This window comes from Bacillus cereus (assembly GCF_002567495.1).
GTDB classification, from domain to species: Bacteria; Bacillota; Bacilli; order Bacillales; family Bacillaceae_G; genus Bacillus_A; species Bacillus_A cereus_AQ.
This window is the reverse complement of record NZ_NVAP01000025.1, coordinates 56,710-81,635: the sequence shown is the minus strand read 5'-3', so window position 1 is coordinate 81,635 and position 24,926 is coordinate 56,710. Positions and strand designations below refer to the sequence as shown.

The window sequence follows — 24,926 nt, the reverse complement described above, 5'->3', positions numbered from 1 at the left end:
TATCACGTGTAAAATCGCAGCTCCAAAATTTCCTCTATTATGAAATAAGCCAAGAAAAAAAGCCTAGCGTAATTACGACTAGACTATCTTTGTTTTAAATATTGACCACGAAACACTTGCATTGTTTCGTCTTGATTTAGCATCGTTAACTCTTCTTCTGTAAACTTACCTTTTCCTACTTTTACTACATACACATTTACTTTTTTCTTACCCCATTGGCTATAAACGTCTTTCACCGTATCATAATATAAATCAAGGCGGTTTCCTTTTATAGCACCACCTTTATCAGCTACTACACCATACCCGTAACCTGGTACGAAGAGAATCGTTCCAATTGGGAATACGCGTAAGTCCGCAGCAATTGTGGAATATAAATCCCTTTTCACTTTGACACCTGAATATGTAATACCATACTCTGGATGCCCTGGCCTCTTACCAGTTGACTCAATCCCCGATGTATAACCTGTTGCAGTCATTTCAATTGAACGATATTTAGACCAGTCGTTTGCCTGCTCTAAAGCATTTATCACTTCTTTACTCGGAGCAACATTTCTCTTAACTTCTGCTGCATGTACTTCTTTTGCACTCGTTCCCTCATATTGCTTTACAATCTCTAATAAAGAAACTCCTGTGAAAGCATTCCATGTTACGCATAATGCGGATACAAGTAAACAAGTCATCATAATGCGAATACAATATCGTTTTAACATTTTTATATTCCACACTCCTTCATCGTTAATCATTCCCTATACAATGAAGGAATATGCAAAAAAAAATCTCCAAATGAATTGGAGATTAAAACATTTGATATCCACTTTTCCGAAGCTTCTTGATCACAACTCCCGCTAAAGCAGCACCTACTAACCCAGTAGATAGAATAAACATATCTGCTTGTCCTAAATGCGATACACTTGTCCCAAATGAAGAAAATGTTTCTTTCGGCTTTGAAAAATAATCCCACATACTCGCTTTATTAATAATAAGCATACAAACAATCGGATACACAATAACCATTACCCATGTAGCTCGCAAAATCATGTTGAGTAAAAATCCAATTCCAAAAAACAAAATAAAAAACAACATCATTGAAATAAGTAGTACCGGTATACTCACTCTTTTTCCCTCTCCTTCTCATGCGCCGTAAATACGTGATAGGCCGTATAACCAAATTGCTCTCCAGGATTTAATGTTTTGTCCATTTCAAGATGGAATTCTGATTTTCTTTCTAATAAATATTTAATAAGTACAGACGTATTTGGATCGTCTGCAATCGTATCTGGATGTAGAAACGCTACTTCAGACAATTCCTTCTCCTGTACAATAATATTTTCCCCTTCAGGTTCCAAAAGGAAAATAATCATATTATCACTAATTTCATTGCGAATCACGCCCGATCGAACGCCAATGATTCCCTTCACATGAGCGACAATGCCTGTCTCTTCTAACACTTCACGTTTCACAGCTTCATCAACCGTCTCACCTTCATTTACAAAACCAGCCGGTAAAGACCATTTCCCCTTTAATCCACTGTATTTCTTCTTAACAAATAGCCACCTGCCATCTTTTGTAGCTACTAGGCCACTAACAGCTAACCATACTTTCCCTCGCTTCTCCATGATGTAATACCCTCCTCTACTAAAACGGACAGAATATTCTTTCTTTTTTATATATTATACTATATTTTTAAAATGAAAAAAGCAGAAACAGCTCTTAGCCGTTTCTGCTTTTCTCTACTATATATTAAAAGAACTTTAATTTACCTTTTTTAAGAACTAATAAAGGTCCACCTAATAAGAATAGGTAACGGTTATCGATAACTTTCTTCATGAAAGAAGCTTTCCAACCTGTTAACTTTTTGCCCATAACAACGCCCATTGCATCGTCATGACCTAAAGAACATACAGATCCTTTATTATCGAATGCGAATGTTTTCATTTCGCCTTTGCCACGAACTAATACAGTTAAGTTGTGTGCAATATTGTAACCTTGTTGAATTGCGATTTGTGCTGTTGGTGGGTAAGGACGGTTAATTTCTTCGTTAATGATTAACGCTGCGTCACCAACCATGAATACATCTTCGTATCCTGGAGCGTGCATGTACTCATCAACTTTTACACGTCCGCGCATTGCTTCAAAGCCAGACTCTTCCACAATACCATTACCACGAACACCTGCAGCCCAAACTACTGTTTCAGACTTAATTAATTCAGTATCATCGCCATTCGCAACGATAATACCTTCTTCAGTTGCTTCTTTAATTGCTGTACCGATGCGGAATTCTACTCCTTTTTTCTCAAGTTGTTTTACAGCGTATTCTACTAATGCTGGATCGAAACCTGGAAGTGCTGTTGGAGCAGCTTCTACACAAATGATACGTGCTTTTTCACGTGGTACATTGTACTGATTGCAAAGTTCAGGAACACGGTTTGCAAGCTCACCTACGTACTCGATACCAGTAAATCCAGCACCACCAACAACGATTGTTATTAACTCATCGCGTTGTTCAGTTGCATATTTAGCGAAACTAGCTTCCATATGCTCACGAATTTCACGAGTTGCATTAATGTTAGCGATTGAGAATGCATGCTCTTTTAATCCTGTAATTCCGAATGTTTCTGATTCGAAACCAAGACCGATTACTAAGTAGTCATACTCTAACTCGCCGTCTTTTAAGATAATGCGTTTTTCAGCAGCTTTAATTTCTACTACTGTATCTTGTACAAAGTTCACTTTATTTGTATCGATAACGTCTTGAATATCTAGACAGATTTTGTCATCTTGTAATGTACCAGCTGCGCTCTCGTGTAACCAAGTCGCTTGGTAGTGATAGCTGTTGTTGTTTACTAACGTAATTTCAGCTTCATTTACAGATAATGCTTTTTGCAGACGAACAGTCGTAATCATCCCGCCATAACCTGCACCTAAAACTACGATTTTTGGAGTCTTCACCAAATCACAACCCTTTTCTTTATATAATAGTAATGAAAAATAATACCAAGTACTAAAAACTCTATTTGTCAAGAATGTGGATTTTATCACATTCTATATCATAACAAAACGCAGTCAAAAAATCGTACGAATTTTGTCATAGAAATTTAACATAATACTTCCCTATATTAGTCGGTTTTATTCCAGAATTCAAGCATCTGGAGAATTATCAATATTTTAAAATAACATAGCGTTTTCAAGGGTTTTTCAGCCTTTTTTTCATGTATTTTCCTTTCTGTATATTTTATACAATATTAAAAGCAGCTATGCGAAAACTTACACACAATTCAGTCGTTTTCAGAAGTATTATGAACTCAAATATGCTATCATTTATTTTGAAAGTATCATCATTTGCAGGATTTTCGTGTACATATGAACAATATATGAAATCAATATCAAAATTCCATCTATAGGGGGAATGAAAGTGGCAGAAAATCAAAAAGTTTACGACATAACAATTATTGGTGGTGGTCCAACGGGACTGTTCACAGCATTTTATGGTGGTATGAGACAAGCAAGTGTAAAAATCATTGAAAGCTTACCTCAACTTGGAGGACAATTATCCGCACTCTACCCTGAAAAATACATTTATGATGTAGCTGGTTTCCCGAAAGTGCGTGCACAAGAGTTAGTTGATAACTTAAAAGAGCAAATGAAGAAATTTGATCCGACCGTTTGCTTAGAAGAAGCTGTTGATACGCTTGAAAAACAAGCTGACGGTATATTTAAACTTGTTACAAATAAACAAACTCACTATTCTAAATCAGTCATTATTACTGCTGGCAATGGTGCTTTCCAACCACGCCGCTTAGAATTAGAGGATACAGCAAAATACGAAAAGAAAAACTTACATTATTTCGTTGATGATATGAATAAATTTGCTGGCAAGCGCGTCGTAGTATTTGGCGGTGGCGACTCAGCGGTAGACTGGACAATGATGTTAGAACCGATTGCTGACAAAGTTACAATCGTTCATCGCCGTGATAAATTCCGCGCACATGAACATAGCGTCGAAAACTTAATAAATTCTCGTGCAGAAGTAAGTACACCGTACGTTCCAGTTGAACTCATTGGTGATGACAAAATTGAACAAGTCGTTCTTCAACACGTAAAAACAGAAGAAAAAGTTATCATCGATGTTGATGACGTAATTGTAAACTACGGCTTCGTTTCCTCTCTTGGCCCAATTAAAAACTGGGGCTTAGATATACAGAAAAACAGCATTCTCGTGAACTCGAAAATGGAAACAAATATTCCTGGTATTTACGCTGCTGGTGACATTTGTACATATGAAGGAAAAGTAAAACTTATCGCTTGCGGATTTGGCGAAGCACCAACGGCGGTAAATAATGCAAAAGCCTACTTCGATCCAAACGCAAAACTTCAACCGATGCATAGCTCGAGTATGTTTTAATATAAAAACAAAAGAACTCCTTTTACATGAAAGGAGTTCTTTTGTTATAAAGTGTTCTAATGCAAATTACCTCTCTTTCTTCACAGCTACCTTCTGTAGGAAAAAACACTTTCCACTTCCAAAATATGTTACAATAAATAAGAACGTACGTTTCCGTTTGATAGAGGAGGATTTTTTAATGAAAGAACCGATTATCGTAAAAAAAGAAACTTTCCAAGCTATTGGCGTTTCGGTTACGACGACTAATGAAAGAGAGGCATCTACTGAAGGGGATATTCCACAACTTTGGAACCACTACTTCCAAGAACAAATGGTGCATCACATCCCAAATCAACAAAAGAAAGAAACATTCGCTTTCTATTCAAACTACGAGTCAGATGAAACTGGTACATATACATTTACGATCGGTATGTCCGTTTCTTCATTAAAAGACGTTCCTGAAAATATGACAACTTTAACAATACCTGCAGCTACATATGCGGTATTTTCAACGAGAAAAGGTCCAGTTTCTGAAGTCGTTTGTGAAGCTTGGGAATATATTTGGCAATGGTCGAAAGAAAATAAACGTGCCTTCACAACAGACTTTGAGCTTTACGACGAAAGAGCGTTAGACCCAAATAATGCACAATTGGATATTTATATTGTGTTAGCCTAAAAAAAGATGCCCATTCGGCATCTTTTTTTGTCGTTAAATAGCTACTGGGCAAATTCATTATTATTGTCTACAATGAGAAAGTGCAGTATAGAAATATTAGAAACTGTATAAAGTGAAACTATACTCAGTGGGGGTTTACAGGCGGTTGGTCTCCCACCTAACTTCTTTGCCCGATCCAAATTTTGAGATGGGAGTTTTACTGCCCGTTAACGCGGGACAAAACGATTGCTAATAGATTTTTTAGTTTAAATTTGTCACATAGAAAGGAAGCAATATGGAGGAACTACAACAAAATAAAACTGCTTTAGAAGGAAGCGGAAAACCGTTATTAAAAAATACGAATTTCCTTTTTCTTTGGGCAGCTACACTCTTTTCAAGTTTTGCTTTAGCCTTTTTTACTTTTTCACAAACGTGGTACATAGCAAAAACATTAAACCTTGAGGCTTCGCTCGGTGTTGTTTTCGTAGCTCTTAGTGTTCCAAGGCTTATTTTTATGATTATTGGCGGCGCTGTAGCTGATAAATTCCCGAAAAAAAACATTATGTTTTATTCTAATATTATTCGTGCTATTCTTGTCGCGACCATTCTTACATGGTTCATCGTAGGTGATGTAACACTGTATACATTTGCTTTATTCGCTTTATTCTTTGGGCTTGCTGATGCTTTTTTCTGGTCAGCTGATGGATCTATCTTGCCTGAACTTGTAGAAAAAAGCCGTTTAACACAAGCGAATTCACTTACACAAATGACAAACCAAGCATCAGTCATCTTAGGCCCTGTACTTGGCGGAATTCTTATCAAATTTACGAACTATGAAACGATTTTTTCGATCACGATTTTATTGCTGATCGTCGCAGCCATACTCGTTCAAAAAATACAATTTACGATGCCAGAGCAGCAACATACAGACAAAGGCATGTTCACTTCTATTAAAGAAGGAATTTTATACGTAAAGGAATCACCATTCCTTTCAACTTTCCTTCTTTGTAGCGCCTTTTTAAACTTATTTTTAATTGGTCCGATGCAAGTCGGTTTCCCGCTTTTCGTTAAAAATGTTCTGCACGGTGATTCGCTTCAGTTTAGTTACTTAGAAGCGTCTGTAGGAGGCGGAATGGCAATAGGCGCTGTCATTGTCGGTTTAAAAAATATTAATCGTAGACGCGGTCTATTTTGCATTATCATGATGCTACTGTCTGGTGTATTCTTCTTATCCATCAACTTTAGCACCGTACTTTGGCAAGCATTATTAGCTGGCATGTTTTACGGTATTACAATCGCAATGGCTATCGTTCCGCTTATGGCGATGATTCAATCAACAGTAAAAGAAGAAATGATGGGACGCGTAATGAGTCTACTTATGCTATCATCAATGGGCTTTATCCCGCTTTCTTATGCATTCACATCAATCGCACTTGCAATAGGAATTCCAATCGTAACCGTTATGAAAAGTGGTGCAATCGCCGTTATCGTCTTCGTACTATTTGTAGCGATTCGTGTTCCAGTTGTAAGAAAGTTTGATTAACTACTTGGAGTCATGTGTTATACGCATGGCTCCTTTTTAAACGGATCAAATAACGGTACCCCCTTACTTCTTCTCACAGCTGCTCCCCATTCTAGTCCAACCTCTAAAAATAGATCCCGCACTGTACTGTATAAAAGCGCCTTAACATTTTTACGGATTTCCCCGTATTTATACGCTCTCACAACACTCTTTACTCGCCAAATGAAATTTCCATACACTTCTTCATCAGCTAATATTTGCTCCAGTAACACACCTTGCTCTAGTAACCCGCTCTTTTTATATGCAAGTTCCACCTTACTCCAAAATATATTAATCTTTTTCGGATTACGCGTCATCGGCACAAGTGCATATATAAAAGGCTTCGGTATATCGTGACGGCAATACGTCTCATCAAGCTCGTACGTTACTTTTCTATTCTCTTTTATTTGTGGAATGTTTTTAGAAAGAATTGTTTCCCCAGTGCTTTTTTGCTCATTTCTACTACAGCCAGCTGCACAGTCCTCACTTTCACATACGGACATTTTCATACGGTCATCCATGCGGTCAATTGCAGATGTAAGAAAAACATATAAGTTCGCACTATATCCACCGCGCCTATGTCTTTCTTTCGTCGCCACACGTTTTATAATTCCTAATTCCTCCAACTTTGCAATTGAACGGCGTACTGTACGAATACTCTTTCCAACATTTGTAGCAATCGTCTCCATTAACGGACAAGCGACCCCGACTGTTTTTTGTTTCTCATTCACCGCATACTTTCCTAAAAAATGAATAATGATAGAATCAGTTTTATTTAATTGAAATCGGTAGCACTTCAACACCTGTTTTTGATATGTATTAAACTCTTCTTTACTTCGAAATTCACTATATGGTTTCATTAGATTATATAAGCTTCCCATTTATATCACCTCACTTATAAGTAAGAGGTAGGAAGAGAAATTGGCGTGACATTGAATATTTTTTATTGGAGGTGAAAATATGATCGTAATTAGCGCTTGTTTAGGTGGGATCGCTTGCCGTTATGACGGGAATGACAATCTCGTTTCAAAAATAGAGGAACTTCTGCAACAAGAAGATACAGTCCTCATTTGTCCTGAAGTATTAGGAGGATTGCCAATACCTCGTCCCTCAGCTGAAATTATCGGTGGGAATGGCGATGACGTTTTGGATGGAAAAGCAAAAGTGATGACAAAAGATGGCGAGGATGTCACAGAAGCTTTCGTAAACGGTGCTTATAAAGCATTAGAACAAATTAAAGATTTACACCCAGAATACATTATTTTAAAAGAGCGCAGTCCATCTTGTGGTAGCTCCACCATTTACACCGGGGAATTTAACGGCAATAAGCTAACTGGTTACGGAGTGACAACTGCTTTATTTAAAAGACACGGATTTAAAGTCATTTCAGAAGAGGATTTTGAGAATATAAAAAGGAATTGACCCTGTGCGTCAATTCCTTTTTATCTGTCTTATTTCACACTTAATTTTTCTTTCACTTTCGCAGGAAGCTCGTCTTTTTTCACTTCTTCCCAAGCTGTTACACCTTTTTTATCTGAATTGTATACGCGTAAGAATGCATCTTTACGAAGATTTTTTGGAGCTGTGAATTCTAATTCTTTTACTTCTCCACCTTTATCGAATCCTTTTAATTTATACTCGAAATATTTATGTGGCTCTCCGTTATCAAACTTCTCATTTTTTTCAATTCCATCAGCTGTAACTTGAACATAATACTCATCTTTCCCCATACGGTTAATATCACAACCAACTAACAGACTTGCAAATACAACTAAAATACTAAACAGTGCAATGTATCTTTTCATTTCCTTCACCTCATATGTTTTTTCTTATATTCTTATCTTAAAGCCCAGAGCTTAAAGAAGAAATTCAAAAACATGACATGAACATTACACTTTTGTAAGATAGTAATTATTTCTTCACTTTAGAATCCGTACTCATTCNNGAATGAGTACGGATTCTAAACTTGGATGCTCTGCTACTACTTCGTTATAAAAAGCCTTAAGGGAAATGAATTAATCATCTCTCTTAAGGCTTTTTATCCGCTATCTCTTTACTGCCAATTTTTTATGTACCTATTACCGCCAATAACGTCTTTCACGCCAGTTTCGCCACTTATCACGGATTTTATAACGTAATTTCCTTATACCATTTAGTACACCTTCTATTATGCATTCTATTATAATATCTATCACAAGGTATCTTATAAATCTAAAAATAGGACCTATAACGTACTTCAATATAAATTCAAAAATATGTTCCAGCATATATCTCCTCTTTCTACCCTTCAATTATAACTGGAAAAAAAAGAACTTTAAAAGAAGCTCAAATAAATAATAATGCATAAGTTGAACAACTTAAAGCTACTTCAGCAGCTATTTTTTTGTACCAGCCGGTAGCTTCGTCTTCAATATGTAAAAAGGGATTTCTAAATAATGAATTGAATATATATTTATTGTTTTTAGCTTTTGAGAGGAGAAATAATATGAATCCTATTTTATTAGATGTTCCGTTACAAATAGAAACAGATAGACTCATTCTTCGAGCCCCCCTTCAAGCAGGTGAAGGGGATGTAGTACACGAGGCTATTAAAGATTCCATTAATGAATTAAAGCAATGGCTGCTTTTATTCCAGTCAATTCCTACTGTTGAAGAAACGGAAATTCTCCTTAGAAATGCGCATATAGATTTTTTGAAAAGAGAAAGCTTTCGCTATCTTATCTATCATAAGGAGACGAATAATTTCATCGGAACTGCTAGCCTTCACGCGATTGATTGGAAGGTTTCTAAATGTGAAATTGGATACTGGATTCACACGCAATTTAGTGGCAATGGATATATGACAGAAGTAGTAAATGCGTTAATAAACCTTGGATTTCAGTTATTCAAATTTAGAAGGATTGAAATACGATGTGAACGTAATAACACGAAAAGTCGTGCGATTCCTGAAAAATTAGGTTTTGAGCTTGAAGGGATATTACGTAATGAAGATTTTTCAGCTGATGGCAAACAACTAATTGATACTTGCATCTATGCAAAGATAAAGTGAAACTTTAATCAGCCCGGACCAATCGTGATTTTACGACAAAAGAAAAGACCTTTTTAACGATTTTATTTCATCGCTAAAAAGGTCTTTTTCTGTTCTGGCTAAAAACTTAGCACTCTTCAGGCTTACCAGCATTCGTCGCTGTACGGAAAGATGATCCACATCCACATGATGCGATTGCGTTTGGATTGTCGATTGTGAATCCGCCGCCAAGCATAGATTGTTTATAATCAATTTTTACTCCTTTAACAATTGGAGCACTTTCTGTATCAATAACAAATTCAACACCGAAAAACTCAAGAACTGTGTCGTCTTCTTTTGGTTCTACTTCAAATCCTAAGCCGTAAGAAAGGCCAGTACATCCGCCGCCATGTACAGCAAGGCGCACGTACTTCTCTCCATCTTCAGCATCTTTTAACATATCTTTAATTTGAAAAGCTGCTTGTTCTGTTACTTCAATCATGAAATACACATCCTTTCTGTTCTCATTCTATTATACATCTTTACGCTTCTATCTTGTACTCATACACTCCGCGGCAAATTACTTCCGCTGGTCCTTTCATTAACACATTGCCTTCTTCTGTCCATGCAATCATTAAATCGCCACCAGCTAAATGAACTGTAATTTCCTTACCACGTTCCATCTTTCCATTTAAAATAGAGGCTACAACCGCAGCACACGCCCCTGTTCCGCAAGCTTGTGTTACACCAGATCCACGTTCCCAAACGCGGAAGTTCATCTCTTCCTCATTCAAAATCTCGATGAATTCAACATTTACTCGCTCTGGAAACATTTCATGTGTCTCAAGGACTGGCCCAAGTGTTGTAAGTGGTGCTTTTTCTACATCATCCACAAAAATAACCGCATGCGGATTCCCCATTGAAACAGCTGTAAATGCATAACGATGATTATTGTATAAGAAGTTTTCACGAATAAATGGTGTTTCACCTTCACCAAGCATCGGTATTTCTGCACGTGTTAAACGCGGTGCTCCCATATCGATTTTCGCTAACGTAACTTTCCCTTCTTCTACCGTTACTTCCGCCGTTACAATGCCAGCTAACGTTTCAATTGCGAAGACTGTTTCTTCTACTAGTTTATGCTCATACGCATATTTCGCTACGCAGCGTAAACCGTTACCACAGCTCTTTCCTTCTGATCCATCATTATTAAACATGCGCATTTTCACCGGAGCTACGTCAGATGGACAAATTAAAATCATTCCATCTGCTCCAATACCAGTATTAATATTTGAAACCTTTTCCGCCACAAGAGCTAAATCTTCCTCAGGAATTTGTTCTTCAAACATATTTACATATATATAACTATTGCCAAGACCATGCATTTTTGTAAAAGAAAATTGGCTCATTTGCATTCACTCCAAAAATAATTTGTTATGTTAAGTATAAAATGCACGCTTTTAGAACACAATATGAATGTCCCCCGTTTCTCATATTTGACAACGTTTGGCGATGAGCCACTCTTACACAACTTGTGTAAGAAAAAAGCCCTTCTAAAAAGGGCCTTTTTTTATTTATCTCACTATTTTCGATTGGTGCTGGCTGATAATCAGTATTAGCCTCCCCTACGAAATAACGTTTTATCTAATGAAAAAGGTGCTGCTGATTCGCAACACCTTAAAACATTGGATTTTCATCCAAATACTCATATACATTATTAACAAGCTCTTCTACTGTTGAACCTTGTACGACTTCACCATTTACAAGTGCAAACGGTCCTTCAAAACAAATACCACAATATCCTAAACAACCATACTCCATTACATCTAAATTCGGATCTTTTTCTAATTTTTCTAGAGCTGCTTGTGAACCACTTGCAAGGTTACCTACACAAAATTCAATTAATGGTTTAATCAAAATTCTCCCCCCTGTACTACAAAACAAATTACCTTCTGACTTTATCCCGCTATTAACGGGCAGTAAGACTCCCACCTCAAAATTCAGTGAATGCAAGGAAGTTAGGCGGGAGATAACTGCCCGTAAATGCCCGATTGGTGAAGGCTAATAATTAGTGGGAGATGAACAAAAAACCCACTAATTAAAGTTTCACTTTATCTATAAGAAGAAAACTAAGCTGTTTCTTGTTGTTTTTGTTACACATTCTAAACTATTTAGTTACTTCATTATTTCACTTCAAAGTAGATGACTTCTTCTATATAAATGCTACTTACAATGAAATAGTAACTACAAAGGAAAAACAGTTTACTTTACTTTTCTTCTTATTGTACAACAGAGTATTCATTCATGCATTGTTATTTGTTCACAAATTCGATATAATTTGATTGAGTAAAGTCAAAATATTTTATTAATATATAATTTTATGATTAGGGGATATTTCAACAGAAAAGGGGTAATCCATCATGAAACACCTCGTAATACTAGGTGGCGGCTACGGTGGAATGAGAATTCTGCAAAGGCTACTTCCAAGCAACCAACTTCCAGATGATGTACAAGTGACATTAATCGACAAAGTACCATATCATTGCTTCAAAACTGAATATTATGCATTAGTTGCGGGTACAATTTCAGAAACGCATATTCGTATACCGTTTCCTGAGCACCCACGTCTCAATATTCAATACGGCACAATAACAAATATTGACCTCGAAGAAAAAGCTGTTCATCTCGATGGCGGCGAAGCGATCCAATATGATGATTTAATTATCGGACTTGGCTGTGAAGATAAATATCATAACGTTCCTGGGGCTAAGGAATATACACATAGCCTACAATCAATTGAACAAACACGTAAGACATATGAACAATTAAATAGTCTAGAACCAAATGCAACAGTAGCTGTCGTTGGTGCTGGCTTAAGTGGCGTTGAAGTTGCAAGTGAACTTCGCGAGAGCCGTTCTGATTTAAAAATCTATTTATTTGATAGAAAAGATAGAATTTTATTCCCGTATCCAGAGAAATTAAGTAGATACGTAGAAGAATGGTTCGTAAAACATAAAGTTACTATTATAAGAAACTCTAACATTACAAAAGTGGAACCAAACATTGTATACAACCACGATGAACCACTTGAATGTGATGCAATCGTCTGGACAGCTGGGATTCAAGCAAATGAAGTTGTTCGAAACCTTCCAGTTGAACAAGATGGTAGCGGACGGGTTGTCTTAACGAAATATCACAATATTCCAAATAACGAGCACGTATACGTTGTAGGAGATTGCGCAGCACTTCCACACGCACCATCTGCTCAACTTGCTGAAGGCCAAGGAGAACAAATTGTCCAAATATTATTAAAACGTTGGAATAATGAACCACTTCCTGACGAACTACCTGTTATTAAATTAAAAGGTGTTCTTGGCTCTCTTGGTAAGAAGCACGGTTTTGGTTTACTCGCAAACCAGCCATTAATGGGACGTGTACCTAGATTATTGAAATCCGGTCTTCTTTGGATGTACAAATATCATAAGGGTTAATACTTTAGAGGCTGCCTACTATGTAGGCAGCCTCTTTGCATCAGTTTTTAAAAATTTTCAGACACATCTTTCTCAATATGTATAATGATTTATTTTTTATTTTTATATTAAAAAATATTGATAAACAGTGTATGCTATTTGTAAGTTGTTTTATTATTTCCTTTAAGACCGAATTCATTCGGTCTTATTTTTTATGTGATAAATACTTTTATAGGAGGCATTACATTCCACTTATGAACTTAACGAGACTAAACGATCGCATAGAAGCGAAGAAGAAAGAGTTAATCTATCTCGTTGAACGATACGGATTCACTCATGATAAAGTGATTTCTTTCAGCCAAGAGTTAGATCGTTTACTTAACTTATTAATAGAACTCAAAACGAAGAAAAAACGTTGCCCTTTATAACCGTTATCTTCTCTTTTTTGATACGATATAACCAGAATCAGAAAGGAGCCATTTATGTTTATATTAAAAGACGTTATATATAAAGATATACTACACATTCCTTATTTACAGATTCAAAAAGAAAAAATCACTTGTATTATCGGTGAAAGTGGCAGCGGAAAAAGCACATTGCTCCGCATGTTAAACGATTTACAATCTCCAACATCCGGTACAATTGAATATAACGGAAAGTTAATTTCTGATTATCCACCTATTCAATTACGTCGTGACGTAGTTATGCTTGGGCAAACCCCACCTATTTTTGATGGAAGCGTTAAAGACAACCTATTAATGGGACTTCGTCTTTCTGAAAAACCATTTCCAAATGATGATGCCCTGCGGAGCGCATTACAAACCGTTAACTTAGACAAACAATTAGAAGATAACGCCTCTTCTTTATCAGGCGGTGAAAAACAAAGGCTTGCTTTTGCTCGTATTGTACTTATGGATCCACCTGTCTATTTATTGGACGAACCAACTTCAGCTCTAGATAGTGATACAGAACGCCGCGTTATGAAACAATTTACTGAACTAGCACGAAAAAAGAAAAAAACAGTTATCTTCATCACCCACTCGCAACAACTTCCAGAAGAAATTGCAGACGATATTATTAAAATTAGCAAAACAAAGGGTGCAACTAGAAAGGAAGTGCTCTCAGTTGAAGGGCGTTATTGAACTCCAAATTTGGCAACTTGCCGCTGCCTATATTTTCATTCTTATTTTAATTGGACTTGTAAAATTAAAAGGAATACCTCGTGAGAAACAAATTACGATCGCAACATTCCGTATGACGATTCAGCTCGTACTTGTTGCATATGTCCTTACATATGTATTCGAAAACAGTAATCCATTTTATACAATTGCTCTTATTACTTCTATTACTACCTTTGCCATTTTTAATATTTATAAACGAGTTAACATCCCAATGTCAAAAGACTTAAAACGAGTAGCCGCTCTTTCCATGGTTGCCGGATCAATTGGACCACTTCTACTATTTATCTTTGTTATTATCGGGCATGACCCTTGGTATGCTCCGCAATATATCGTTCCGATTACAGGAATGTTAGTTGGGAATGCAATGACAGGTGTTTCTCTCGGTGCAAATACGTTCTTAAACAATATGAAATCGCAAAGAGGCCAAATTGAAGGTGCCCTTATGCTCGGTGCAACACCGAAAGAGGCCACTGCTCCGCTCATTCGAGACGCTTTTGATTCTGCTATTTTACCAACAATTAATTCTATGGTCGGAATGGGAATTATAAGCTTACCAGGCATGATGACTGGTCAAATATTATCTGGTGTATCACCGTTCACAGCCATTCAATATCAAATCGCCATCATACTCGGTATTTCAGGAAGTACCGCTTTCGCTGTCATTATCTTCTTACAGCTCGGATATAAAACATTCTTTACTAAGCGATGTCAGTTGAAAGAAATTGACTATGATGCACGGTGAATCGTACTTCTTTCTCGGTATATCGACTTACGGGCAAAAAAAGACAATAAAAAGAGGAGGNNCCTCCTCTTTTTATTGTCTTACGCCTTCTTAACGAACTGTGATTTTAACTTCATAGCTCCGAAACCGTCGATTTTGCAATCGATATCGTGATCGCCATCAACTAGACGGATACTCTTTACTTTCGTACCGATCTTCACAACTGAAGAAGTTCCTTTTACTTTTAAATCTTTAATAACAGTAACAGCGTCGCCGTCTTGAAGAACGTTTCCGTTCGCATCTTTTACAACTTTCGCACCATCATTATTTTCAGCTTCTGCTTCTTGGCCCCACTCATGAGCACATTCTGGACATACGAAAAGAACGCCATCCTCATACGTATATTCTGAATTACATTTTGGACAATTTGGTAAAGTAGCCATAAATTCATTTCCTCCGTTCATTATTTATACGTAAAAATCAAAATTGATGTTTACATCTCGATAAATAAAATTTGTATAGCATTTCTTTATAGTGCCATAGTCTCACGTTATTGACAACCCTACCGCAAATTCTCATTTTTTATTGTATTTTACAAAATTTCAATTCATATGCCTTTTTTCCATTTGCTCTTCTACCAATTTTAAAAATCTTCGTTGTACATTTTTATTTTTTACCAGCAGTCGAACTCTTAGCTTACTTTGTAAATGTGAGCGCACTTTGTAGTTCGTAATAAATAACTTTCGATACTTCTCGTCTTCATATATTATTCGAAACCATTCATACTGCTGCAAGTAACGTATGTTAGCATCAATCTTTTTCGTGTGTAAACCCGTACTTAAACTAATAGACCCTATTAGAGCTTCTATTAATGCTGAAATCATTTCTCTCTCCCTAATAAATAAAAGAAGAATCTTCACAAGATTCTTCTTTTCAAAATGAACGAGTTCCCTCTAGAAACCCCAATTATTTTCTTCAATGTAAATTTGATATTCTTCTACTTCTTCTTCACTTAACTTCTTATTATTTTCATATACCTCTTGCCACTCGAAATAATCTTCATCGAAATAAACAGCAAATTTAATTTTCACGTTTTTCTTCTCTGCATAATCATAACCAGTAAACTCTACTACGTCATAATCTTTTTCTTTCTTCACAAACTTCCAAGTTGGATTATCAGTCATAATCTCTAACGTAACCCCTTCACCACTTGAACGAACAACGTTTTTAATATTCGGCTCAGTAGGTAAAAGAGAAAGTCCGAGCATAGCTCCGCCAAACACAATCCCGACTATAACTTGTAAACCAATCATACCAGCTACACTAGCGCCACCCTTAGATTGTAAGAAATACGCCTTCTTATGATCAGGCATATCTTCTCCCTTACGAAAAACACGAACAGCATGCTTATAATATAAACGGTTTCCTTGCCACCCAGTAAATATCATCATTCCTAATTGAAGAGCTAAACTAAATGTTAAATAAATCCCATCTGGAATATCTATAAAAGGGGTTATAACTATACTAGGTATAGCCAATAACGCAAATATAATAAATAACTTATACATTTTACGATAAGCTAACCAAAAGGTTGGGAAGAAAAATGCTACCCAATTCCATGTATTCCCTTGCGCAGGATTTTCTACTTTACCCCACTTAAAATCATAATAAGCTGTATTCTTTTGAACAACTTTATGTAATTCTTGCTGAGAAATTGTTTCTTGTAAAACAGTGTCCTTCACGTACATCATCCTTTTCTTATTTCTATATACATTTATTGTATATGTACAAAATGAAGGAATCTAACAAAAAGTACACATATTTCATAAAAATGAACGGAAATCGAATATATTCCGACAATTATTCGTTTCTTATTTCATTTTACTTTTAAATATATTAAAATAATCATGTATCATACATTTAATACACTAAGTTAATTATTTTATATATTCACTAAAAAGGATGCATCAAAATCATTTTTATACATCTTTTTTAGTGAATATATACTACATTGCCTCCCTCTTAATCACATTGAAATACTATTTTATTTCTCGCACATTCCCCTTCACTTTCTCAATAATATCTTCTATACGTTCCGCTATACATTCCAGCTCCCATTCTCCCTCACCGTGCATAGCTGTATAAACTGGACAATTCTCATCATTACTATCTACAAAAATCGGGTCTCCAAGATATGAATCTATCCCTATTACAATCCATCCTTCTTTCCAATCTCCTTCTTCATTCCCGACTAAGCTTTGTCCTTCTTCATCAAAACTATAACCAAGTTGTCCTTCTTCTATTTCTTCACTATTAAACACTTCTATCGTCATAGGTTCAGATTCATACTCATACTCTAGCTCAATTTCATTATCCTCAGCACGATCTACATGTGTTAAAAGTTGTTTAATTTTATTATGGTTAATCATGATATCCTCTCCATTCTATCTTTTAAAAATCTAATTTTATTCATAATGAGCTGCCGCAAGTAACACCTGGGCAATAAACTTCCATGGAATATTTTCTGGAAGCTTCTCCCCTTGATTTATATAAACCCCTTCATAATCACCTAACCAAGCACTTAATGCCTCTAAATAAGTCTCTATCTCTACATTCTCCCATCCATCTTTGTTCACTTTAAAATCCTTTTGGAGGTATACAAGAAATTTTAATAAATCTTCTTTAGAATTTACGTGATCGAGGTATTCATACACATCCATACTCCGTCCCTCCCTCTATTGCGCATCATCTAAACTAACTATAATATATGACATAAGATTCTTAAAACTATTATTTGAGGTGATCCAATATGAAGACTACAATTTGGGCAGAAGATGACTATTTAAAACTAGCACCCATTAACGATGAACTAATCAAAAAAGCAGAAGAAGTACTTAACGTAAAGCTCCCAGAATCATACATAAACCTGCTAAAAGAACAAAATGGGGGAACTCTTCGTCTTGATGCTCACCCTACTTCAAAACCAAATTCTTGGGCAGACGATCACGTTAATGTGTCTGGCTTATATGGTATTTCTTTTGATGAAAATGAATCTAGTATTTTAGAGAGCCGCTATTTAATTCGAGAATGGGAAATGCCTGAGAATATCGTACTCTTGTCTGGTGATGGACATACATGGATTGCATTAGACTATCGAAATGTAGCTGAAAATCCTCCAGTTATATTTATCGATAATGAGTTTGAGGAAATTATTGAATTAGCACCTAACTTTGAAAGTTTCTTACAAAACTTAACTACGTATGAATATGACGAAGAATAAGCCTCGCTCTAAAAAGGAACAAGATTTTATTACAAATTTACATGCCACTTTAAAACCACTCGGCTTTAAGAAAAAAAGACATACATTTTTCAAAGCTGAAAACGGATTTTATAAGCTCATTAACATACAAAAAAGCCAGTTTGGAGATGACTTCTATATAAATATAGGAGTCCACCCTATCGGTCTCCCGCAGCTTATTGCGGACCAATTACAATTAAAAGAAAACATTTCAATATTCGATTGCATTCTACAAACGAGAATAGAGCCTATGCATATGGAACAGAACCAGTTATTGCATAATGTTTCACATGAAACTATCGACATTCTGAATTACCTTCCTACTATTTTCGACTGGTTTCAAATGTGGGCATCTTATGAAAATTTAGTGGAAATAAATATACATTCCATTACTCCGATACTAGCCGTCGTTCCAATATTAAAAGAAAAAACGTTTCTACTTCTTACTTGTTTTTCTTTCTACAAATTAAAACAGTACGAACAAGCTAATCGCTATTTACAGCAATATTTACATTGCGCTGTGCATCTGAATACCGAGGAAAAAGAGCTCGTATTCTTTCATGAAGTTGATATGTATATAAAAAAACTAGTAGAAAGTGCAATGTGATTTCACATTTTGCTTTCTACTAGTGCTTTATATTCCTTTTGTAACTTTTTAAATTGTTCTTCATATTTTTGCATCTTCACAGTATCCGTTTTTGAATTAAGGACTGGCCTTCTTCTCCCAGTCACCATTATATTTTTCCCATCTATTGCATCGTTCATATATTGGTAAGGTTTAAAAGACTCGCATACCGTATATGGCAATGCTACAGAAAGTTTTGCATACTCTTCCACCCTAAATTGATTAGATATGCTTAACTCTTTTAAATTTTTCAATTGCATTAACGGTTCTAATGAATCATCTTTAACCTTTAAATTCATCAAAGTAAGCTTTTGCAACTGCTGTAATTCAGCGAGTGGTTTTAAAGTTTGTACTTTCATCGCTGTATTTATCCCACCACCCATATAGAAGGTATTGAGTTGTGTGCACTTACTTAAAGCACTTAAATCTTCTAACTTAGAAAAATCATCAATTAGTAAGGATTTGAGCTTTTTATTATAATCAATATCCCATAACGTCTTCGCTTTTGTATTCCAGCACATATACAACTGTTGTAAATTAGACAATTTCTGAAGGCTACTTAAATCCTCGACCCTCATTTCGTAAACGTATAATATATCGGGACAAGCATACGTAAGAATATGATCAAACTGCTTTTGATTTACTGTGAACACCCATAACTTTTTAACTTGCAAAGATGCTAGTCGTTCTATATTTTTTGTTTTCCCCTCAATCGCTACTTCTTCTAAATCACCAGCTATACTTGCTAAGTCTTTCATAATCTTCGGCTGATCACCAATCGGAAACATGTTATCCTCCCCTACAACTCCCAAGTAATATTCATTTCTTCAAATGACTCCTTACTAAATTCCAATCCTTCGCTATCTTCCGTTCCAATCATTGCTACTTCTTCTTTTGACAACTTAATTTCCTCATTTGGACTTTGGATTTTTTTCTCATACACGAGTTGTAAAAGCTCTATTTGTTCCTCTGTCAGTTCATACTCTTCTTCCAGTCTTTCTATTGCTGATTCTGTATCAAGTAATGGAATTTCTAATAAGAATCCGCCGTGCTCTTCCATCTCTTCAAATAAATCAATTGAATACGCACCGCTATCCTCAATCCAAAATGCAGTTGTAATAAAAGGAACTGTTTCGCCTCCTACTTCTTCTAATACGTATTGAAGTGCTTCTTCTTTCGCAATATCTATTACTTCCGAAGGTGCCCCTTCAAAATAATTTTTCGCATCAATCCACTCATCAATTCTCTCGCTATTCACATCTTGAAGACATACAATCGTGTAATTCGGATGAAACGTAATTGTCCCTTGTCCGCCTTGGCTATCTTGCATACTATAGTTAAATCCATCCCATGAACTTTCATGTGAGAAATCTGGACAATGCGCTACATTAATTGCATGGGCAATCGAATTTAAAACGCAGCCTTTCCATAATTGTTCTCTATCTATATGTAATTTATATTTACTCATCATCTTCCCCCATGCGCATATTTTTTCTATTATCTTTCCTCTACACAATACTTGTAAATACTTTTCTATCTACTACAAAATAAAAAAGACAATACACCCCACTGTATTGTCCATTTTCTTCCCTACCATTTCTCTCTACACGTCTCAATTAAATGCAGTAAGTATCTCTTCGTCATCTCTGCCCTTCTCCACCTTGAGAGCATTCTCTTTTCTTTTGGATTGTGCCGTATTCTCGCTACTTCTTTTAATAAAAGCTCCCATTCTTCCGCTGAACGTTCTGACAAGTATTGCAATCCTCTATCTTTTGAAACGATTGTTTTATGATCTAGTGTATATAAAATACGCCCCATCGTAACGACAGCTGATTCTACCCACTCTTCTACGAAAAATAAATATGGCTGCTTCGCCTTTTCACTCCAGTACTGTTCTACGTTATATTTCATCGTATGTACTACATCATTCCATTGTATTTGCAACGGAAGATCTTCTGCTTCTTTTCCGGTAACTGTAATGCCCTGATTTTTCAACGTCCACCATGTGACCGCATTAATGTCCCAATGACCAACATTAGCTTTACCATCTGCACAATACACATACTCGTTTATTTCATCATTGTATTTCCCTAAATCAACAAGCGGAATATACATACCGTCCATTCTTTTACCTAGGTTATTATCACTAAACTTCTTATGTAGTTCCACAAGTTGCTGTTTTTCAGCTTCATTCACGGAATCATTTATCACTGTAACAAAATCAACATCGCTCGTTTCCTTATGAAATGCACCTAGTGCGATAGATCCGTAAATATATACCCCGACTATTTTTTCATCCAAAAAAATTTCTTTTAATTCTACTGTGTACCGCTCCATTAACTGTTGTACTTCCGTTGGTAACGCATGCTTCACTCTATTTTTCACATCTATCCCTCCAATAAAAAAAGCCTTTGCAAATTCGCAAAGACTTCTTGTTTTATAAATATTTCTCGATTTCTTCGTAAACATCCTTCAAACGAGGATTTCCTTCTCCAACAATTTCTCCATTTACAAGAACGACCGGATAAAATAAATCTTCCTCCACCACGCGCTCTGCGAATGCTTTTTTATCCGCATCTTCTTGTTCTTCTTGGAAATCAATATACTCGAAATTAAATTTATTTTCTTTTCCTTCATATTTACGACCAATCGCCGCTTGTAACCATTCAAACGTTTCTGTTGAAGATGGCATTCCAACGCAGCTCGCACAAATTACTTTCGTCCCATACACTTGAACATTAACCATTTCTTCTCCCCCACTTCTTGTCCCAACAGTATATTCAGATGTCTTAGTACATAAGCACATCATTTTACAAACTTATTCCATGCCCCTATACTGAAAAAACACGATACAATATTTCGACAATAAAACAAGAAGAGAAAAAATAGATTTTCCCCTCTATCTTGATTATAATAAAACTGATGAAAGGAGTCGATAAAAATGGAAAACCCACATATGCAAGAACAAGTATTAGAAGTATTAGATAAATTACGTCCATTCTTACTTCGCGATGGCGGAGACGTTGAATTAGTAGACATTGAAGAAGGTATCGTAAAATTACGCCTTATGGGTGCTTGCGGAAGCTGCCCAAGTTCTACAATCACACTAAAAGCTGGTATCGAGCGCGCGTTACTTGAAGAAGTACCAGGCGTTATCGAAGTAGAACAAGTATTTTAATTTAAAGCGGAAGCGCCTCACAGGAAGGCGCGAAATGGACGACTGTTCTAGCCGCTGGAGCTGGATATTATTAAAAGCGGAAGCGGCTCGTTCAAAATGTGAGGGGGATGGAGCTTCTGACATAGAGGCGCTTTTTGCCTCGGCGGAAGAAGCGAAGCCACCGAACATTTTAGCCGCTGGAGCTGGATATTAATTAAAAGCGGAAGCGGCTCGTTCAGAGTCGCTTGCTAAGAAGAGACCAATTTTGGTCTCTTTTTTTATTCACATAACCATTCCGCTTTAACATCATAAAACAAAATTGGAAATCCTTCTCAAAAAATGAGATAATTGATACTATATAGTGAATCGTTCACACATATACAGTTAAAAACATAGGGGGACGACAGATGCCAAAAATGGGGAACACTTTTTTAACAATTCAAGAACTAGAAAAGAAAAAAGAGTATTTATTAAGCCTTTCATCCGTTATACCAACATGGAATACAAGCTATCAATTTTTATTTAAAGAAATCCAGCAAGAATTATTGGGTAAAGTAAATGAAAAACTCGAAGGGCATCAATTCGTTTTAAATATATGTGCAGATCAGCAGGTAGGGGCATAATGTATTACATAAAATTGTGGTATAAAAAAGAGACCTCCATCGGTCTCTTTTTTATACTTTTAAGATAACCAATCTAATTTTCTAATCCCAAGCTTATCTACTGGTAAACGAAGTGAGCCATAAAAATGCTTCATAAATTGCTCTGAGCGGTTCACATCGTGTAAAATGGCTTCTAAGCGATCTCTATATATGCTTTTTTGCTCTTCGTTTCCAGTTTGGTAATATCGTTCGACCGTTTCAAAATAGTGAAGCGGGAACAGGAGCCTTGCAAATAATAAGCGCCAACCAAATGAGGATAGCGAATAATTACGTTCATAATCTGTAACAAATTGAACAATTGTTTGCTCCCAGTCTTTCTTTTTTTCTATCGTCATATGGCGGATCCATTCTGCAATATCTCGACTCGGGTGATCATACACCCAATCAAAAGGAAGTTTGAGTCGCTTCGTTTGATGCCATAATAAAGGTGTGAATCGTTCTTGGCAAATTGTTGCTGCATCCGTTAGTTGCGGCGTATCATCCATTTCTGTATCGACAACATATTGAATTGCATTTTCTGCAACTCCTAAGTAATACGGGAAGGATTCAATAAACAATTGATCGAATACATCTGAAGGGTGGTTCATCACTTGTGATTGCCAAAACTTCTCTAATTGATCGAGCCTTTTTTCCCATAACGCTTTCCATTCACCAATGCGGCTTAATTGCTCAATTTCTTCTGGAAAGAATGCACCTCGTTTATGGAATATAGAAAGCTCACTTCCTAATGATGTAGCATGTCGTTCTAACGCACGCATACCTTTTAATAAGCAGTAATTTTGTTCTTCTATCTCACATACATAGTAGCCGTGTATAGTCGGAACGAAAGTCGCTACAGTTATATCCCCTTGCTGGTTCATATAATCACTGAGCTTTTTCATCTCTACAAGTACTTCTTCCTCCATTTCTCCAATTGGAACAAGTACATAAATTTTGTTGCGAATCCAAAAGCTTTTATAGGGGCCAAGGGGGATTAATTCTTTAACATGCATGTGATAATGCTCATAAATATGCTGAATCATCGCAGTCGCCACCTATGGTTTTTCTTTATATATATGAGCTTGTGCTCGCCTTTCATTCCTATGCACATGATAAAGCAACGAAACGTATACAAATACTAAAAAGAAAAAAAGGTGATAAACATGAAAGAATCAAATCAACTACAAGAAAGAGCATTACAACTATTACAAGAACGCGGTGTAACAATTGACGATATTGCTGAACTTGTTCATTTTCTTCAAAAAAAATATCATCCAAATTTAGAGATGTCAGAATGCCGTTACAATGTAGAACGTGTACTATCAAAACGTGAAGTACAAAACGCACTGATTACTGGTATCGAACTTGATGTCCTTGCTGAAAAAGGAATGCTAAGTGAGCCGTTACAAGACATCGTAAAACGTGATGAAGGCTTATACGGAATTGATGAAGTTATCGCACTTTCTATCGTTAACGTGTACGGCTCTATCGGTTTCACGAACTTTGGATATATCGATAAATTAAAACCTGGTATTTTAGAATACTTAAATGATAAATCAACTGGAAAGGTGCACACGTTCCTTGACGATATCGTTGGCGGAATTGCTGCCGCTGCGTCAAGCCGTTTAGCGCACCGAGCTGATCACTCAGAATAATAATTATGCTTTCTAGGCCGTCAGTTTCATGCTGACGGCCTTTCGTATTCCATAAGCATAAATTCCCTTCCGCAGCTCAAAAAAATAGGCCCTTGCTTAAATCCGATATTTTTATATAACGTAATCGCTCTTGTATTAAATGTTGCTACACTTAATCGAAACACTTTCGAACTAAATTCCTTAGCAGCAAACGTTATCCCAGCTTGAAAAAACAGTTCCCCCATGCCTTTTCCTGTTAACGCTGGCTTCATGCCAAGTCCGATATCAATCACATCTTCTCCACCATATAAATTAGCATCTCTTCCCCCTGGCACTTGTGCATTTTCCCCAAAACAAAAATAGCCGATGAGCTCTCCTTGATCGTCACAACAGCCATAATACGTTCCATCTAATAGCTCTTCTATTACTTCTTTCTCACCTGCAAAACTATATAAATTATAAGGCTCCTCGTACGTCCACGTATTTATCTCATTTGCTTCTTCCTCTGTTAACTTATGTATATCCACTTTCTCTTTCCCCCTATTATATTTCTATTAACAATATTCGATACTCATCTTATAATTCATCTTTCTCA

The 24,926-nt window shown here is 36.2% G+C and carries 36 protein-coding genes; 15 read left to right on the top strand and 21 right to left on the bottom strand.

The window, feature by feature from the left end:
- Nucleotides 1-83: 83 nt before the first annotated feature.
- The 4 genes from COK05_RS12055 to COK05_RS12040 all read right to left on the bottom strand — a co-directional run bounded on the left by COK05_RS12055 (nt 84) and on the right by COK05_RS12040 (nt 2,949).
- The gene (locus tag COK05_RS12055) at nt 84-710 is read right to left on the bottom strand and encodes a 3D domain-containing protein (RefSeq protein ID WP_141539063.1); all 627 of its coding nucleotides are present in this window, start codon (nt 708-710) and stop codon (nt 84-86) included.
- A gap of 85 nt (nt 711-795) precedes the next feature.
- On the bottom strand, nt 796-1,113 hold the full coding sequence (locus COK05_RS12050; RefSeq protein ID WP_016079877.1) for a YuiB family protein: 318 nt from the start codon (nt 1,111-1,113) through the stop codon (nt 796-798).
- Complete coding sequence (locus COK05_RS12045; protein ID WP_098612762.1) at nt 1,110-1,616, bottom strand: NUDIX hydrolase; 507 nt, start codon at nt 1,614-1,616, stop codon at nt 1,110-1,112. The genes COK05_RS12050 and COK05_RS12045 overlap by 4 nt, the downstream gene beginning before the upstream one ends.
- Nucleotides 1,617-1,740: 124 nt before the next feature.
- Nucleotides 1,741-2,949, bottom strand: coding sequence for an NAD(P)/FAD-dependent oxidoreductase (locus COK05_RS12040; RefSeq protein WP_141539055.1), 1,209 nt, complete (start codon nt 2,947-2,949; stop codon nt 1,741-1,743).
- A gap of 463 nt (nt 2,950-3,412) precedes the next feature.
- Between COK05_RS12040 and COK05_RS12035 the strand changes: the two genes are divergently transcribed.
- The 3 genes from COK05_RS12035 to COK05_RS12025 all read left to right on the top strand — a co-directional run bounded on the left by COK05_RS12035 (nt 3,413) and on the right by COK05_RS12025 (nt 6,579).
- A complete protein-coding gene (locus COK05_RS12035; protein WP_141539053.1) occupies nt 3,413-4,402 on the top strand; it encodes an NAD(P)/FAD-dependent oxidoreductase in 990 nt (329 codons plus the stop codon).
- A 178-nt stretch (nt 4,403-4,580) separates the two neighbouring features.
- Nucleotides 4,581-5,057: a GyrI-like domain-containing protein gene (locus tag COK05_RS12030; RefSeq protein ID WP_098612759.1), complete on the top strand. Its 477-nt coding sequence runs from the start codon at nt 4,581-4,583 to the stop codon at nt 5,055-5,057.
- A 274-nt stretch (nt 5,058-5,331) separates the two neighbouring features.
- The gene (locus COK05_RS12025) at nt 5,332-6,579 is read left to right on the top strand and encodes an MFS transporter (RefSeq protein ID WP_098612758.1); all 1,248 of its coding nucleotides are present in this window, start codon (nt 5,332-5,334) and stop codon (nt 6,577-6,579) included.
- A gap of 17 nt (nt 6,580-6,596) precedes the next feature.
- On the opposite strand, the gene COK05_RS12020 is transcribed toward COK05_RS12025, so the two are convergent.
- Nucleotides 6,597-7,478 carry a helix-turn-helix domain-containing protein gene (locus COK05_RS12020; RefSeq protein ID WP_098612757.1) on the bottom strand — a complete coding sequence of 294 codons (882 nt, stop codon included), beginning with the start codon at nt 7,476-7,478 and terminating at the stop codon, nt 6,597-6,599.
- 79 nt (nt 7,479-7,557) lie between these two features.
- On the opposite strand from COK05_RS12020, the gene COK05_RS12015 reads away from it, so the two are divergent.
- The gene (locus COK05_RS12015; protein ID WP_098612756.1) at nt 7,558-8,019 is read left to right on the top strand and encodes a DUF523 domain-containing protein; all 462 of its coding nucleotides are present in this window, start codon (nt 7,558-7,560) and stop codon (nt 8,017-8,019) included.
- Nucleotides 8,020-8,048: 29 nt separating this feature from the next.
- Here the strand turns inward: COK05_RS12015 and COK05_RS12010 are convergent, their stop codons facing one another.
- On the bottom strand, nt 8,049-8,402 hold the full coding sequence (locus COK05_RS12010) for a YxeA family protein (protein WP_098612755.1): 354 nt from the start codon (nt 8,400-8,402) through the stop codon (nt 8,049-8,051).
- 273 nt (nt 8,403-8,675) lie between these two features.
- Entirely contained in the window at nt 8,676-8,864 is a 189-nt protein-coding gene (locus tag COK05_RS31710) for a hypothetical protein (protein ID WP_098612754.1), read from the bottom strand.
- Between the two features lie 218 nt (nt 8,865-9,082).
- Between COK05_RS31710 and COK05_RS11995 the strand changes: the two genes are divergently transcribed.
- Nucleotides 9,083-9,646, top strand: a complete 564-nt coding sequence (locus COK05_RS11995; protein WP_098612752.1) for a GNAT family N-acetyltransferase — start codon at nt 9,083-9,085, stop codon at nt 9,644-9,646.
- A 106-nt stretch (nt 9,647-9,752) separates the two neighbouring features.
- On the opposite strand, the gene COK05_RS11990 is transcribed toward COK05_RS11995, so the two are convergent.
- The 3 genes from COK05_RS11990 to COK05_RS11980 form a co-directional block, all read right to left on the bottom strand.
- Nucleotides 9,753-10,106: a HesB/IscA family protein gene (locus COK05_RS11990; protein WP_000573830.1), complete on the bottom strand. Its 354-nt coding sequence runs from the start codon at nt 10,104-10,106 to the stop codon at nt 9,753-9,755.
- Nucleotides 10,107-10,146: 40 nt separating this feature from the next.
- On the bottom strand, nt 10,147-11,013 hold the full coding sequence (gene dapF / locus COK05_RS11985; RefSeq protein ID WP_098612751.1) for a diaminopimelate epimerase: 867 nt from the start codon (nt 11,011-11,013) through the stop codon (nt 10,147-10,149).
- Nucleotides 11,014-11,281: 268 nt separating this feature from the next.
- On the bottom strand, nt 11,282-11,521 hold the full coding sequence (locus tag COK05_RS11980) for a YuzB family protein (protein ID WP_000595027.1): 240 nt from the start codon (nt 11,519-11,521) through the stop codon (nt 11,282-11,284).
- Nucleotides 11,522-12,024: 503 nt separating this feature from the next.
- On the opposite strand from COK05_RS11980, the gene COK05_RS11975 reads away from it, so the two are divergent.
- The 4 genes from COK05_RS11975 to COK05_RS11960 all read left to right on the top strand — a co-directional run bounded on the left by COK05_RS11975 (nt 12,025) and on the right by COK05_RS11960 (nt 14,997).
- Nucleotides 12,025-13,095 (top strand): NAD(P)/FAD-dependent oxidoreductase, encoded by a 1,071-nt coding sequence (locus COK05_RS11975; protein ID WP_000682067.1) that lies wholly within the window; start codon nt 12,025-12,027, stop codon nt 13,093-13,095.
- A 233-nt stretch (nt 13,096-13,328) separates the two neighbouring features.
- Nucleotides 13,329-13,502 (top strand): aspartyl-phosphate phosphatase Spo0E family protein, encoded by a 174-nt coding sequence (locus COK05_RS30920; RefSeq protein ID WP_141539052.1) that lies wholly within the window; start codon nt 13,329-13,331, stop codon nt 13,500-13,502.
- Between the two features lie 54 nt (nt 13,503-13,556).
- Entirely contained in the window at nt 13,557-14,216 is a 660-nt protein-coding gene (locus tag COK05_RS11965; protein ID WP_098612750.1) for an ABC transporter ATP-binding protein, read from the top strand.
- Nucleotides 14,200-14,997, top strand: coding sequence for an ABC transporter permease (locus COK05_RS11960; protein ID WP_098612749.1), 798 nt, complete (start codon nt 14,200-14,202; stop codon nt 14,995-14,997). Before COK05_RS11965 ends, COK05_RS11960 begins: the two co-directional genes overlap by 17 nt.
- Before the next feature lie 80 nt (nt 14,998-15,077).
- Here the strand turns inward: COK05_RS11960 and phnA are convergent, their stop codons facing one another.
- The 5 genes from phnA to COK05_RS11935 form a co-directional block, all read right to left on the bottom strand.
- Entirely contained in the window at nt 15,078-15,419 is a 342-nt protein-coding gene (gene phnA / locus COK05_RS11955; RefSeq protein WP_000212737.1) for an alkylphosphonate utilization operon protein PhnA, read from the bottom strand.
- A 159-nt stretch (nt 15,420-15,578) separates the two neighbouring features.
- Entirely contained in the window at nt 15,579-15,860 is a 282-nt protein-coding gene (locus COK05_RS11950; RefSeq protein ID WP_098612748.1) for a hypothetical protein, read from the bottom strand.
- A gap of 69 nt (nt 15,861-15,929) precedes the next feature.
- Nucleotides 15,930-16,727 (bottom strand): DUF2628 domain-containing protein, encoded by a 798-nt coding sequence (locus COK05_RS11945; RefSeq protein ID WP_141539050.1) that lies wholly within the window; start codon nt 16,725-16,727, stop codon nt 15,930-15,932.
- Nucleotides 16,728-17,015: 288 nt separating this feature from the next.
- Entirely contained in the window at nt 17,016-17,405 is a 390-nt protein-coding gene (locus COK05_RS11940) for a hypothetical protein (protein ID WP_098612746.1), read from the bottom strand.
- A gap of 36 nt (nt 17,406-17,441) precedes the next feature.
- Nucleotides 17,442-17,696 (bottom strand): DUF7660 family protein, encoded by a 255-nt coding sequence (locus COK05_RS11935; protein ID WP_098612745.1) that lies wholly within the window; start codon nt 17,694-17,696, stop codon nt 17,442-17,444.
- A gap of 89 nt (nt 17,697-17,785) precedes the next feature.
- Between COK05_RS11935 and COK05_RS11930 the strand changes: the two genes are divergently transcribed.
- The gene (locus COK05_RS11930) at nt 17,786-18,256 is read left to right on the top strand and encodes an SMI1/KNR4 family protein (RefSeq protein ID WP_098612744.1); all 471 of its coding nucleotides are present in this window, start codon (nt 17,786-17,788) and stop codon (nt 18,254-18,256) included.
- Nucleotides 18,243-18,881 carry a DUF4304 domain-containing protein gene (locus tag COK05_RS11925; protein ID WP_141539048.1) on the top strand — a complete coding sequence of 213 codons (639 nt, stop codon included), beginning with the start codon at nt 18,243-18,245 and terminating at the stop codon, nt 18,879-18,881. The genes COK05_RS11930 and COK05_RS11925 overlap by 14 nt, the downstream gene beginning before the upstream one ends.
- Before the next feature lie 2 nt (nt 18,882-18,883).
- Here COK05_RS11925 and COK05_RS11920 read toward each other — a convergent pair whose 3' ends face one another.
- The 4 genes from COK05_RS11920 to COK05_RS11905 all read right to left on the bottom strand — a co-directional run bounded on the left by COK05_RS11920 (nt 18,884) and on the right by COK05_RS11905 (nt 21,645).
- The gene (locus COK05_RS11920) at nt 18,884-19,687 is read right to left on the bottom strand and encodes an internalin (protein WP_098612742.1); all 804 of its coding nucleotides are present in this window, start codon (nt 19,685-19,687) and stop codon (nt 18,884-18,886) included.
- A gap of 11 nt (nt 19,688-19,698) precedes the next feature.
- A complete protein-coding gene (locus tag COK05_RS11915; protein ID WP_098612741.1) occupies nt 19,699-20,367 on the bottom strand; it encodes a hypothetical protein in 669 nt (222 codons plus the stop codon).
- Nucleotides 20,368-20,489: 122 nt separating this feature from the next.
- The gene (locus COK05_RS11910) at nt 20,490-21,284 is read right to left on the bottom strand and encodes a nucleotidyltransferase domain-containing protein (protein ID WP_141539046.1); all 795 of its coding nucleotides are present in this window, start codon (nt 21,282-21,284) and stop codon (nt 20,490-20,492) included.
- A gap of 52 nt (nt 21,285-21,336) precedes the next feature.
- Nucleotides 21,337-21,645, bottom strand: a complete 309-nt coding sequence (locus tag COK05_RS11905; protein WP_098612739.1) for a YuzD family protein — start codon at nt 21,643-21,645, stop codon at nt 21,337-21,339.
- A 195-nt stretch (nt 21,646-21,840) separates the two neighbouring features.
- Here COK05_RS11905 and COK05_RS11900 point away from each other — a divergent pair, with 195 nt between their 5' ends.
- The 3 genes from COK05_RS11900 to COK05_RS11895 all read left to right on the top strand — a co-directional run bounded on the left by COK05_RS11900 (nt 21,841) and on the right by COK05_RS11895 (nt 22,679).
- Complete coding sequence (locus COK05_RS11900; RefSeq protein WP_000431159.1) at nt 21,841-22,077, top strand: NifU family protein; 237 nt, start codon at nt 21,841-21,843, stop codon at nt 22,075-22,077.
- Nucleotides 22,078-22,111: 34 nt separating this feature from the next.
- Nucleotides 22,112-22,270, top strand: coding sequence for a hypothetical protein (locus COK05_RS31300; protein ID WP_176539435.1), 159 nt, complete (start codon nt 22,112-22,114; stop codon nt 22,268-22,270).
- Between the two features lie 193 nt (nt 22,271-22,463).
- On the top strand, nt 22,464-22,679 hold the full coding sequence (locus COK05_RS11895) for a carbonic anhydrase (protein WP_098612738.1): 216 nt from the start codon (nt 22,464-22,466) through the stop codon (nt 22,677-22,679).
- Nucleotides 22,680-22,738: 59 nt separating this feature from the next.
- Here COK05_RS11895 and yutH read toward each other — a convergent pair whose 3' ends face one another.
- Complete coding sequence (gene yutH / locus COK05_RS11890) at nt 22,739-23,740, bottom strand: spore coat putative kinase YutH (RefSeq protein ID WP_098612737.1); 1,002 nt, start codon at nt 23,738-23,740, stop codon at nt 22,739-22,741.
- Nucleotides 23,741-23,860: 120 nt separating this feature from the next.
- On the opposite strand from yutH, the gene COK05_RS11885 reads away from it, so the two are divergent.
- Nucleotides 23,861-24,352, top strand: a complete 492-nt coding sequence (locus COK05_RS11885) for a phosphatidylglycerophosphatase A family protein (RefSeq protein ID WP_000665102.1) — start codon at nt 23,861-23,863, stop codon at nt 24,350-24,352.
- A 26-nt stretch (nt 24,353-24,378) separates the two neighbouring features.
- Here COK05_RS11885 and COK05_RS11880 read toward each other — a convergent pair whose 3' ends face one another.
- A complete protein-coding gene (locus tag COK05_RS11880; RefSeq protein WP_098612736.1) occupies nt 24,379-24,858 on the bottom strand; it encodes a GNAT family N-acetyltransferase in 480 nt (159 codons plus the stop codon).
- Between the last annotated feature and the right edge of the window lie 68 nt (nt 24,859-24,926).